Genomic DNA, 12,490 nt, shown 5'->3' on the forward strand with positions numbered 1-12,490 from the left:
TTCCATGTTTCGTAAGATTTTAATTGCCAATCGTGGTGAAATTGCTGTTCGTATTATTCGTGCGGCTCGAGAGTTAGGAATCGCAACAGTCGCTGTCTATTCGACTGCTGACAAGGAAGCTCTCCACACTCTTTTGGCTGATGAGGCTATCTGTATCGGCCCTGGGAAGGCTACAGAATCTTATCTGAACATCAATGCCATCCTTTCAGCTGCGGTATTGACTGAAGCTGAAGCTATTCACCCTGGATTTGGATTTTTAAGTGAAAATTCCAAATTTGCAACCATGTGTGAAGAAGTCGGTATCAAATTTATCGGGCCATCAGCTCGAGTAATGGATGTCATGGGAGATAAAATCAACGCCCGTGCTCAGATGATTAAGGCTAAGGTACCCGTCATTCCTGGTTCAGATGGTGAAGTCCATACTGCTGAAGAGGCTCTTGCTATTGCCGAAAAGATTGGTTATCCAGTCATGCTTAAGGCATCAGCTGGAGGTGGTGGTAAAGGGATTCGTAAGGTTGAAAAGGCAGAAGATCTTGTTTCAGCCTTTGAAACAGCCTCTAGTGAATCTAAAGCCAACTTTGGTAATGGGGCTATGTACCTAGAGCGTGTGATTTATCCTGCTCGACATATTGAAGTACAGATTCTTGCTGACCAGATGGGTCATGTTATTCACCTAGGTGAGCGTGACTGTTCGCTTCAGCGGAATAACCAAAAAGTTTTAGAAGAAAGTCCTTCAATTGCTATTGGGAAGACACTGCGTAATGAAATTGGTGCTGTAGCTGTTCGTGCAGCGGAGTCTGTTGGTTACGAGAATGCTGGTACTATTGAGTTTCTATTGGATGAAGCAAGTGGTAAATTCTACTTTATGGAGATGAATTCTCGTATTCAAGTAGAGCATCCTGTTACAGAATTTGTTTCTGGTGTGGATATTGTCAAGGAACAGATTCGTATTGCAGCAGGTCAACCATTGGCTTTGAAGCAGGAAGATATTGTTCTAAAAGGTCATGCCATTGAGTGTCGTATTAATGCGGAAAACCCAGCCTTTAATTTTGCACCAAGTCCTGGTAAGATTACTAATCTCTATCTACCAAGTGGTGGTGTTGGCTTGCGTGTTGACTCTGCAGTTTATCCAGGTTACACTATTCCACCCTACTATGAGAGTATGATTGCTAAGATTATTGTTCATGGTGAAAATCGTTTTGATGCTCTTATGAAAATGCAACGAGCTCTATATGAACTCGAAATTGAAGGAATCGTCACCAATGCTGATTTCCAACTAGATCTAATCTCTGATCGTCGCGTGATAGCAGGGGACTACGATACTTCCTTCTTGATGGAGACCTTCTTACCACACTATCAAGAAAAAGAATAATGTAATACTCTTCGAAAATCTCTTCAAACCGCGTCAACGTCGCCTTGGATTATATATGTGACTGACTTCATCAGTCTTATCTACAACCTCAAAGCAGTGCTTTGAGCAACCTGCGGCTAGCTTCCTAGTTTGCTCTTTGATTTTAATTGAGTATAAAAATAGTATAAGACCGAAAAGGGGGATGTATGGCTCTATTTAGTAAAAAAGATAAATATATTCGAATCAATCCCAATCGTTCGACTGTAAATCAACCTCAGATCAAGCCAGAGGTTCCAGATGAGCTCTTCTCCCAATGTCCAGGTTGCAAATACACGATTTACCAAAAGGACTTGGGGAGTGAGCGTATATGCCCTCACTGTGGCTATACCTTCCGTATTTCAGCTCAAGAGCGTTTAGCTTTAACCATTGATATGGGTACGTTTTTGGAAATGTTTAAAGGGATTGAGACTCAGGATCCTTTGAATTTTCCAGGCTATCGTAAAAAATTGACTTTGATGCGTGAAAAGACAGGTCTTGATGAGGCTGTTGTAACAGGAACAGCTTTGATTAAGGGAGAGAAGGTTGCCCTTGGCATCATGGATTCTAACTTTATTATGGCGTCAATGGGGACAGTTGTTGGTGAGAAAATCACTCGCTTGTTCGAATATGCGACCGCTGAAAAATTACCTGTCGTATTGTTTACAGCTTCTGGCGGAGCACGCATGCAGGAAGGAATCATGAGCTTGATGCAGATGGCCAAAATCTCTACAGCAGTCAAACGTCATTCCAATGCAGGTCTCTTTTATCTGACAATCCTTACTGATCCGACGACTGGAGGTGTAACAGCTTCCTTCGCCATGGAAGGGGATATCATCTTGGCAGAGCCGCAAAGTCTGGTTGGTTTTGCTGGACGCCGTGTGATTGAAAATACTGTAAGGGAAGACTTACCAGAGGATTTCCAGAAGGCAGAGTTTCTTCTAGAGCATGGCTTTGTAGATGCAATTGTAAAACGGCGAGAATTGCCAGATATGATTGCTCGATTAGTAAGGTTGCATAAGGGGGATCGTTGATGAATATAGCGAAAATCGTCAGAGAAGCACGTGAACAAACCCGCTTAACTGCCTTGGACTTCGCAACAGGAATTTTTGATGACTTTGTAGAGCTACATGGTGATCGCTCTTTCAGAGATGATGGTGCTGTGGTTGGTGGTATCGGATGGTTGGGAGACCAAGCAGTAACTGTAGTTGGAATCCAAAAAGGTAAAAGTTTACAAGATAATCTTAACCGTAACTTTGGACAACCCCATCCAGAAGGCTATCGCAAGGCCCTTCGTTTGATGAAGCAAGCTGAAAAGTTTGGTCGTCCTGTTGTTACCTTTATCAACACTGCTGGTGCCTATCCAGGTGTAGGGGCAGAGGAACGTGGACAAGGTGAAGCTATCGCCCGTAATCTCTTTGAAATGAGCGACCTAAAAGTGCCCATTATTGCCATTATTATCGGAGAAGGTGGCTCTGGTGGAGCTCTAGCTCTAGCAGTCGCGGACCGTGTTTGGATGCTAGAAAACTCTGTCTATGCAGTTCTCAGTCCCGAAGGCTTTGCTTCTATCTTATGGAAAGATGGAACTCGCGCCATGGAAGCAGCTGAGTTGATGAAAATCACCTCGTATGAGTTGTTGGATATGCAAGTTGTAGATAAGGTCATTTCTGAAGTTGGTCTTTCAAGCAAAGATTTAATCAAGCAAGTGAAGGAACAACTCCAAGCAGAACTCGATGTACTTGGTAAACTTCCGCTAGATCAACTCATTGAAGAACGTTATCAACGCTTTAGAAAATATTAAAAAGAAAGCTAGAACTAGGAAAAGGTTCTAGCTTTTTGGCTTCTATAAAAAGACATTTCAGGATTAAGAATTGACAGTTGAGGAAATAACTGCTAAAATAATCAAAAAAATATGTATAATGAACATATAGGCTTAGAAACATATTATTTAAGAAGCTACTTGACAGATATATTTACAGTTCTTTCGTTTGAAGAGTTAGAGCAAGTTTCAGGCGGTGGTATGATTTGGATGTTTGATGAAAGAATTTGGATTTGACCTAGTATAGCAACAAATCAGAAAACTATACTTGTTGATGTGACTAGACGTGGTTCTGGTGTTGGTTATTGATAAGTTAAAGGAGTGAGTATGAAAAAACTAGGGCATTTGGGAACCTATATATTACTGGTATTTTTATCGGTTTATCTACTAGAGTTTAGTAGTCTTCATATGGCTAAGTTTTTAGGATGGGGGATAGATGGATATTCTATCATTTCAGCAGTTGGTGAAGTAACTCTTTTAGTGGTGTTTGTCTGCTGGTTGAAAAAGAAAAAAATGCTCTTTATCCTTGAAAAACAGTCATGGAAATGGTCAAGGCTTTTCTACCTTGTAATAAGTCTAGTGGCTACTTATTTTGTTCGTCAATTGTTGGATACTTTTCAGTTACAGTTTCATCACTTAATTGATAACAAGTATATCTTTCAAGACCTTATTTCGACTTTATATTCTAATGGACAACCTACTTTTTTAGCGACTAGTTTCCATTTTATATCGAGTGTCATCGTTGCTCCTATATTTGAGGAGAGCGCTGATAGAGGGTATTTTATGAATACCTTCTTTCCAAACTCCAAGTATTATCTGGATGTTATCTTATCAGCCCTTATCTTTGGAATCAGTCATTTGGTATTTTCCCATCGCGATCCTATCAGTTTAATGTTTTATAGTTTAGGCGGTTTCTTCTATGCCCTTGTCTACCGTTGGACAAAGAACCTGAAAATTACAATCCTATGCCATAGTTTTTTCAACTTTCTCACTTATGCAAAGCCCATCTGGATTTTTGTTTATAATTATGTCTATTACCACTTTTTTAGATAGTAGAAGGGAAAGAAAAAAGTGTTTGATAATTGTCAAACACTTTTTCTATATTATTTAATCTTCTTCTGTCACAAATTGACTGAGGAGTCCGTTGATAAAACGGGCTGATTTTTGATCTGAAAAGCTTTTAGCAAGCTCAATGGCTTCGTTAACAGCTACGAGTTGAGGAGTGTCAAATGAAGTAATTTCAAAAACTCCTAGGCGTAGAAGAGTTTTTTCCACTAAAGTCAGACGATCGATGGTCCAACCAGTTTTCAAATGTTGAGTGATTTGTTTATCCAGATCATCCTTTTTAGCTTGGACACCAGAAACGAGCTCTACAAGGAAGTTAGGAAGTTGTACGTCTGTATCTTCGCGATCATGTGTGTAGGCGAAGCGACAAGCAGTTTCTAGATCTGAACCAAATTCAAGACTCATCAAGGCTTGGAAAGCACACTTACGTAGTTCACGTCTAGATTCTAATAATGGACTAGTCATTGAGGAAGTCCTCGTCGAATAAGTCTTTCAATTCTGGTTTTGGTGTTTTATCTGGAACGATACCAGCAACGTGAATGTTGACGGCAGTGATTTCAACATCAGCCATATTGCGGACAGCATCCTTAACAGCTTTCTGGATAGCCATAGCAACCTTAGGAACTTTGACACCGTACTCTAGGTAGAGGTAGATATCAGCTGTGAGCTCATCGTTTGCTTCTTTTAGATATACGCCACGACCAAGAGAAAGTTTTGAAAGGGTGTCAGATACTGATTTGTTTGAAAAAGAGTGTACGCCTTCAACTTTCGCAGTTGCGATAGCAATAATTTTTTCAAGTACACGTGGGGCGATGACGATTTCGCCAAGTTGTTCTTCAATTCCCATAGAATGACCTCTTTCTAGTTTCTAGAGATTAGGCGCGAGAAACGTAAGTTCCTTCTGCAGTGTTGATAATCAATTTTTGTCCTGCTTCGATGAAGTCTGGAACGTTCACGACAAGACCAGTTTCCATTGTTGCTGGTTTACCAGAACCTGTAACAGTAGCACCTTTGATAGATGGTTGTGTTTCAGCAACTGTCAATTCAACAGTAGTTGGTACAGTCACACCGATTACTTCAGTTCCGTAGAATTGGATTTTTACATCTGAGTTTTCAAGGATGTAAAGCAATTCGTTTTCAACATTTACAACAGGAATTTCGTATTGGTCATAAGTTTCTGTATTCATGAAGTAAGCTGTGTCGTCCATTTTGTACAAGTATTGAGCTGGAACTGTTTCGATAATAGCTTGCTCAAATTTTTCTTCTGGGCGGTAGCTTGTTTCAAATGTTGAACCAGTACGGACATCACGCAATTTCATACGCATGATAGTGTTTCCTTTACCTGGTTTGTGGTGGCTAGCTTCCAAAACGCGGATCAATTTTCCTTCTGCTGTTTCAAAGGTCATACCAGCTTTTAGTTTACTTGCTTCAATCATGTTTTTACCTCTTTAATAAATATTATTACTCTTCATTCTACCATAAAATCTTCTGGAAATAAAGTCAAAATAGTTAACGGGAGATGGTAGGGGAGAAAAAGAATATTGCCTAGTCAGGTGGAGTGGTTAATGTTAAAGAGTATCCACTATATTTCTTCTCATACTCAATGGAAATCAAAGAGCAAACTAGGAAGCAAGCCGCAGGTTGCTCAAAACACTGTTTTGAGGTTGCAGATAGAACTGACGAAGTCAGTAACCATATATACGGTAATGTGACGCTGACGTGGTTTGAAGAGTTTTTCGAAGAGTATTATATTTCAAAAGGCCGAAGTAAGCTTGCTCCGACCTGTTAGTATTGTCTTAAAAAGATTGATTTTTATTCTGGTTCTACCAAAATTTTAATTTGTGACTTATCTTGAGTTAATTCGATAAAGCCTTCTTCGACTATATTTTCCAATTTAATTTTCTTAGTAACTAATTTTTCAGCAGAGAAGTAGCCTTGTTCCATCAATTCTAATACTTTAGGGAAGATATGACGATAAGCAATGATTCCTTTTAGTGTCTTTTCTTGGATTGCAAATTCATTCGGATTAATATTTGCTTCTCGTTCCCAGATAGAGACCACCATACACTCACCTGCTTTATGTACGGCAGCTAAGGCTTGTCCTAAAACTACTGGCACACCCGTTACTTCATAAGAAACATCTACACCACCGTTTGTTAAACGATGAATAGCTTCAACAGCTGTTTCACCTTCTTCCGGACGGACAACTATAGCTCCTAACTCTTCAGCTTTTGCTTGACGTTCAGGTGATAGTTCAACAGCATAAATCTTAGAAGCACCCGCTGCACGAAGGGCTTCTACAATTAAAAGACCAATCGGACCTAAGCCAAAGACAGCAGCAGTATCACCAGTTTTTAGTGCTGATTGACGAACTGCATAAACTGCAACAGCAGCTGGCTCAGTGAGAGCAGCTTGCTCATAGCTTAAGCTATCTGGAATGACATGTACTAAGTCACCGTCTAAAACACAATATTTGGCAAATCCACCGTCTGCAGCCAAACCGACAAAATTAAGGTTTGGATCCAAATTATAATTACCAACTAAGTTATTCTTAGCTAGAATTGGTTCTACAGCAACACGATCACCAACTTTAACACGAGTAACATCGCTTCCGACTTCTACAATTTCACCAGAAAATTCATGTCCCAGTGTTACTGGTGCTTTTTGACCAGAATAGACATGTTCTTCTGTTGGGATGAAGATAGGGCCATCTAAAAATTCGTGGAGGTCAGTACCACAAATTCCTGTGAATTTAACAGCAACTTTTACTTGGTGCGGAAGTACCTCAGGGACTTCTACTTCTTGAATACGAACATCTTTTGCTGCATGCCAGCGAGCTGCTTTCATTGTAGCCATATGAATAACTCCTTATTGTTGCGATTTTTAGTTTTCCTTTTAGGAAACTTTACATGCAATATTGTAAACGCTTTCCTTGTATTTGTCAAGAAAAACCAACCTCAGGGCTGGTTTCTTTTACATATTAATCTTCTTTCAACTTAGCCAATTCTTGGGCAAGTAGCTTGAGGGCGACTTGTGGGTTGGCTTGGCCTTTGGTTGCTTTCATGAGGAATCCTGTGAAGGCTTTGTCAGCGTTACGTTTTCCTGACTTGAAGTCGGCAACAGCAGCTTCGTTATCTGCAAAGACTTGGTGGATAATTGGAATCAAGATTTCTGGATCTGAGATTTGAACCATACCTGATTTCTCCACGTATTCACGCGCACCTCCACCATTTTTAGCCAGGTGGACAAAGACTTTCTTGGCAATCTTAGACGAGATAGTGCCGTCTTCGATGATGGCAATCATTTCAACCAAGTTTTCTGGTGTCAATTCGATTTGTTCCAGTGTTTTGCCTTCGGCATTCAAGAATTGAGCAACTTCCCCTTGGAGCCAGTTAGAGACTTGTTTAGCATCGCCACCGAGGGCAACAGCTTTCTCAAAGAAGTCAGAAGTGACTTTATTAGCAGTCAACTGACTAGCATCGTAGTCTGATAAACCAAGGTCAGATACATAACGCGCACGGCGTTCTTTTGGAAACTCTGGCAACTCTGTACGCATTTCCTCAATCCACTCATCTGAGATTTCAAAGAGTGGTAGGTCTGGTTCTGGGAAGTAGCGGTAGTCTGCAGCACCTTCCTTGACACGCATGAGGATAGTTGCCTTGTTCGCTTCATCATAACGACGTGTTTCTTGGCGGATTTGACCACCAGAGCGAAGTATTTCAGCCTGACGTTGCACTTCGTATTCAAGACCTTTACGAACGTTTGAGAAGGAGTTGAGGTTTTTCAACTCAGTTTTGGTACCAAATTTCTCTTGACCATAAGGACGAAGAGAGATGTTGGCATCTACACGCATAGAACCTTCTTCCATCTTAACGTCAGAGATACCAGCGTATTGGATCACTTCCTTGAGGGCTGTTAGATAAGCGTAGGCTTCTTCTGGTGAGCGCATGTCGGCTTCAGATACAATCTCAATCAATGGCACGCCTTGACGATTAAGGTCGACATAAGAGAAACCATCCGTACCGTGGGTGTTCTTACCAGCGTCCTCCTCTAGGTGAGCACGCTCGATACCGATTTTCTTAGTTGTTCCGTCTTCTAGTTCCACTTCAATCCATCCGTTGTAACCAATTGGCTCATCAAATTGAGAAATTTGATAGGCTTTAGGATTATCAGGATAGAAGTAGTTTTTGCGATCAAAGTGCATCTTCTTGTGGATGTCCATGTTGAGGGCAAGAGCTGCCTTGATACCAGCATCGACAACACCCTTATTGAGAACTGGTAGTACGCCTGGGAAAGACCAGTCAATCACGTTAGTGTTGGCATTTTGGTCATTTCCAAAGTGGGCAGAAGTAGGTGAGAAGATTTTTGAATTGGTGTTGAGCTCTACGTGGACTTCAAGTCCAATGACTGTTTCAAAGTTCATTAGTTGTCACCTCCAAAAATCACGGGTTGTTGTTTGTGGTAGTCTGTTGTTGCTTCAAAAGCAGCAGCAGCTTGGTAGATAGTTTCTTCTGAATACTTAGGACCAATCAATTGGAGTCCTACTGGTAGACCTTGAACAAATCCTGCAGGAATTGAAATTCCTGGTAGACCAGCCAAGTTGACAGGAATTGTTAAAAGGTCAGCCAAGTACATGGCAACTGGGTCATGGTTGAGTGAGTCCAAGTCATAAGCAACACTAGGAGCAGTTGGACCCAAAATCAAGTCATAATCCGCAAAGACGTTTTCGAAATCTTGAATGATGAGGGTACGGACTTGACCAGCTTTCTTGTAGTAGGCATCGTAGTAACCTGATGAAAGACTGAAAGTACCTAGCATGATACGACGTTTCACTTCTTCACCAAAACCTTGGCTACGGCTGTTTACATAGATTTCATCAAGGTTGGTTGCATCTTCTGCGCGATAGCCGTAACGGATACCGTCAAAACGTTGCAAGTTTGATGAAGCTTCTGATGAAGCGATGATGTAGTAGACGGCAACACCGTATTTAGAGTGAGGCAGGCTCACTTCTTCGACGATGGCACCCAGTTTTTCAAAGTGTTTGGCAGCATTAAGAATAGTTTCCTTAACTTCTGGGTCAATCCCTTCGCCAAGATATTCTTTAGGCAAAGCGATTTTCATGCCCTTGATGTCTTGGCCGATTTTTGAAGTAAAGTCAGCAATGCGGACAGGAGCAGAAGTAGAGTCTTTAGCATCTTCGCTAGCAATAGCATTGAGCAAGAGAGCATTTTCCTTAACAGTTGGAGCAAAAGGACCAATTTGGTCCAATGAGCTACCAAAGGCAATGAGACCGAAACGTGAAACCGTTCCGTAGGTTGGTTTGAGACCAACAATCCCATTGAAGGCAGCAGGTTGGCGGATGGAACCACCAGTATCAGAACCAAGTGACAAGCGAACTTGTCCTGAGGCTACAGCTGCGGCAGAACCACTTGATGAACCACCAGGAACCTTGCTTTGATCCCAAGCGTTTTTAGTCGCACCATAGTGTGAAGTTTCACCTGAACCACCCATGGCAAATTCGTCCATGTTAGTTTTCCCTACGACAATCATGCCGTTCGCTTTTGCATTGGCAACGGTTGTCGCATCAAAGATTGGCTCATAGTTGTAGAGCATTTTTGAGGCAGCAGTTGTCAGGATGCCGTCTGTAGAGATATTATCCTTAACCGCAAGTGGAATTCCTGAAAGGATATTTTCAGCATCGATTCCAGCTTGGTCAATAGCCTTGGCTTGAGCAAGAGCTTGGTCTTCAGCGATGGTAACAAAAGCGTTGATAGCTGTCTCGCGAGATTTGATATCTTCAAGTGTTACTTGCGTTAGTTCGGTTGCAGAAATTTCCTTAGATACAAGGAGGTTGTGCAACTCTTCAATCGTTTTATTGTTAAAAGTCATTAGGCATCTCCTCCATCATCCAGAATAGCTGGTACCTTGATATAGTAGTTATCTTTTTCAGGTACATTTTTAAATAAGCGATCACGGTCAGTTCCTTCTTCGGCTACGTCTGGGCGAAGAACGGTCTTGCGATCTGCCATGGTAGTCGTTGCTTCAACACCAGTAGTGTCGACTTCGCCCAGCAATTCGACCATATCAACAATTTTTGAGAGTGTTGTCGCAAACTCAGCAGTTTCTTCTTCTGAGAATTTTAATTTTGAAAGATTGGCAACGTGAGTTACCTCTTCTTGCGTAATTTTCATCTGGTATCCTTTCGTGAAATGATGATTATTTATCTGTTCTATTTTACCATATTTTCCTATAAATAAGGGAGGCGGAACTGAAAAGAAATAGAAATTGAAAAAAATGCTAAAATCCGATATAATGGAGTGTTGAAAGGAATGGTAAAATCCAATGTAGAAATCATTCTTAGCCATTGAAACAAGAAAAATAGAGAATCAAAGAAAGAGAACTTATGAATATTCAAGAAGAAATTAAGAAACGTCGTACCTTTGCCATTATCTCTCACCCGGACGCGGGGAAAACAACCATCACTGAGCAATTGCTCTACTTTGGGGGCGAGATTCGTGAGGCTGGTACTGTAAAAGGAAAGAAAACAGGGACTTTTGCCAAGTCTGACTGGATGGATATCGAGAAACAACGTGGGATTTCGGTAACCTCATCTGTCATGCAGTTTGACTATGATGGCAAGCGTGTGAATATCCTAGACACGCCAGGGCACGAGGACTTCTCAGAAGATACCTATCGGACCTTGATGGCGGTGGATGCTGCGGTCATGGTAGTGGACTCTGCCAAGGGTATCGAGGCCCAAACCAAGAAATTATTTGAGGTTGTCAAACACCGCGGGATTCCAGTCTTTACCTTTATGAACAAGCTGGACCGTGACGGTCGTGAACCACTAGATCTCTTGCAAGAATTGGAAGAAGTCTTGGGTATTGCAAGTTATCCAATGAACTGGCCAATCGGAATGGGGAAAGCCTTTGAGGGGCTCTACGACCTCTATAACCAACGTTTGGAACTCTACAAAGGGGATGAACGTTTTGCCAGCCTAGAAGATGGCGATAAACTCTTTGCTAGCAATCCATTCTATGAACAAGTTAAAGATGATATTGAGCTTTTGAATGAAGCAGGAAATGAATTCTCAGAGGAAGCCATTCTTGCAGGTGATTTGACACCAGTATTCTTTGGATCAGCTCTTACTAACTTTGGTGTTCAGACCTTCCTTGAGACTTTCCTCAAGTTTGCTCCAGAACCACATGGACACAAGAAAACAGATGGCGAAATTGTGGATCCGTATGACAAGGATTTCTCAGGTTTTGTCTTTAAAATTCAAGCCAACATGGACCCTCGACACCGTGACCGCATCGCCTTTGTTCGTATTGTATCGGGTGAATTTGAGCGTGGCATGAGTGTCAATCTCCCTCGTACTGGTAAAGGGGCTAAACTTTCGAATGTGACTCAGTTTATGGCGGAAAGTCGTGAAAATGTCACTAATGCCGTGGCTGGAGATATCATCGGGGTTTACGATACAGGTACTTATCAGGTTGGGGATACACTAACTGTTGGAAAAAATAAGTATGAATTTGAACCACTGCCAACCTTTACTCCTGAGATTTTCATGAAAGTTTCTGCTAAGAACGTCATGAAACAAAAATCTTTCCATAAGGGAATCGAGCAATTGGTTCAAGAAGGAGCTATTCAGCTTTATACCAACTACCAAACAGGTGAATATATGTTGGGTGCCGTTGGTCAATTGCAGTTTGAAGTCTTCAAACATCGTATGGAAAATGAGTACAATGCAGAAGTGGTTATGAGCCCAATGGGTAAAAAGACCGTTCGCTGGATCAAGCCTGAGGACTTGGATGAGCGTATGTCTTCAAGTCGAAACATCTTGGCTAAAGACCGCTTTGACCAGCCTGTCTTCCTCTTTGAAAATGACTTTGCCCTCCGCTGGTTTGCGGACAAGTATCCAGATGTAGAGTTAGAAGAGAAGATGTAGATCGCCAAAGTTACTTGATTGTGTAACAATCTAAGTAACTAACGCCAAGTTTCTATGGAACTTGGCTAGGCGCTCCACTAGTAAAGTTTTACGAATAGTATCGATTCGTAAAACTTTACGTCGTGACGGGTAGAAATTGGGCTACCTGCTTGCCTCACTAACTACGTTTGGCAAATGGAATCGATTTGCTAAACTGTGTGTCGTAATGTAACAATCGGTAACCGCTATGGCAGTTTGCCTAGTAACAGAAAGGAAGCGGTCTAGCTGCCTG

12 protein-coding genes are annotated in these 12,490 nt (G+C 41.5%); 5 read left to right on the forward strand and 7 right to left on the reverse strand.

Going from position 1 to position 12,490, the window contains the following annotated elements; genetic code table 11:
- Positions 1-4: 4 nt before the first annotated feature.
- The 4 genes from accC to HMPREF2837_RS05900 all read left to right on the forward strand — a co-directional run bounded on the left by accC (position 5) and on the right by HMPREF2837_RS05900 (position 4,259).
- Positions 5-1,372 carry an acetyl-CoA carboxylase biotin carboxylase subunit gene (gene accC / locus HMPREF2837_RS05880; protein ID WP_049548987.1) on the forward strand — a complete coding sequence of 456 codons (1,368 nt, stop codon included), beginning with the start codon at positions 5-7 and terminating at the stop codon, positions 1,370-1,372.
- A gap of 185 nt (positions 1,373-1,557) precedes the next feature.
- Positions 1,558-2,421, forward strand: coding sequence for an acetyl-CoA carboxylase, carboxyltransferase subunit beta (gene accD, locus HMPREF2837_RS05885; RefSeq protein ID WP_049548988.1), 864 nt, complete (start codon positions 1,558-1,560; stop codon positions 2,419-2,421).
- Entirely contained in the window at positions 2,421-3,188 is a 768-nt protein-coding gene (locus HMPREF2837_RS05890; RefSeq protein WP_049548989.1) for an acetyl-CoA carboxylase carboxyl transferase subunit alpha, read from the forward strand. The genes accD and HMPREF2837_RS05890 overlap by 1 nt, the downstream gene beginning before the upstream one ends.
- A 345-nt stretch (positions 3,189-3,533) precedes the next feature.
- Complete coding sequence (locus HMPREF2837_RS05900) at positions 3,534-4,259, forward strand: CPBP family intramembrane glutamic endopeptidase (protein WP_049548990.1); 726 nt, start codon at positions 3,534-3,536, stop codon at positions 4,257-4,259.
- A 54-nt stretch (positions 4,260-4,313) separates the two neighbouring features.
- Here the strand turns inward: HMPREF2837_RS05900 and nusB are convergent, their stop codons facing one another.
- The 7 genes from nusB to gatC form a co-directional block, all read right to left on the reverse strand.
- Entirely contained in the window at positions 4,314-4,736 is a 423-nt protein-coding gene (gene nusB, locus HMPREF2837_RS05905) for a transcription antitermination factor NusB (RefSeq protein WP_049548991.1), read from the reverse strand.
- Positions 4,729-5,118 (reverse strand): Asp23/Gls24 family envelope stress response protein, encoded by a 390-nt coding sequence (locus HMPREF2837_RS05910; protein WP_049548992.1) that lies wholly within the window; start codon positions 5,116-5,118, stop codon positions 4,729-4,731. Before HMPREF2837_RS05910 ends, nusB begins: the two co-directional genes overlap by 8 nt.
- 28 nt (positions 5,119-5,146) lie before the next feature.
- The gene (gene efp / locus HMPREF2837_RS05915; protein ID WP_000568646.1) at positions 5,147-5,707 is read right to left on the reverse strand and encodes an elongation factor P; all 561 of its coding nucleotides are present in this window, start codon (positions 5,705-5,707) and stop codon (positions 5,147-5,149) included.
- 376 nt (positions 5,708-6,083) lie between these two features.
- On the reverse strand, positions 6,084-7,127 hold the full coding sequence (locus HMPREF2837_RS05925; protein WP_049548994.1) for a 2,3-butanediol dehydrogenase: 1,044 nt from the start codon (positions 7,125-7,127) through the stop codon (positions 6,084-6,086).
- A gap of 124 nt (positions 7,128-7,251) precedes the next feature.
- Entirely contained in the window at positions 7,252-8,694 is a 1,443-nt protein-coding gene (gene gatB / locus HMPREF2837_RS05930) for an Asp-tRNA(Asn)/Glu-tRNA(Gln) amidotransferase subunit GatB (RefSeq protein WP_049548995.1), read from the reverse strand.
- Positions 8,694-10,160, reverse strand: a complete 1,467-nt coding sequence (gatA, locus tag HMPREF2837_RS05935; RefSeq protein WP_049548996.1) for an Asp-tRNA(Asn)/Glu-tRNA(Gln) amidotransferase subunit GatA — start codon at positions 10,158-10,160, stop codon at positions 8,694-8,696. The genes gatB and gatA overlap by 1 nt, the downstream gene beginning before the upstream one ends.
- Positions 10,160-10,462, reverse strand: a complete 303-nt coding sequence (gene gatC / locus HMPREF2837_RS05940) for an Asp-tRNA(Asn)/Glu-tRNA(Gln) amidotransferase subunit GatC (protein ID WP_049548997.1) — start codon at positions 10,460-10,462, stop codon at positions 10,160-10,162. The genes gatA and gatC overlap by 1 nt, the downstream gene beginning before the upstream one ends.
- Positions 10,463-10,674: 212 nt before the next feature.
- Here gatC and HMPREF2837_RS05945 point away from each other — a divergent pair, with 212 nt between their 5' ends.
- Positions 10,675-12,219, forward strand: a complete 1,545-nt coding sequence (locus tag HMPREF2837_RS05945) for a peptide chain release factor 3 (protein WP_049548998.1) — start codon at positions 10,675-10,677, stop codon at positions 12,217-12,219.
- Positions 12,220-12,490 lie beyond the last annotated feature (271 nt).

This window comes from Streptococcus sp. HMSC071D03 (genome assembly GCF_001812125.1).
Classification (GTDB): Bacteria; Bacillota; Bacilli; order Lactobacillales; family Streptococcaceae; genus Streptococcus; species Streptococcus pseudopneumoniae_N.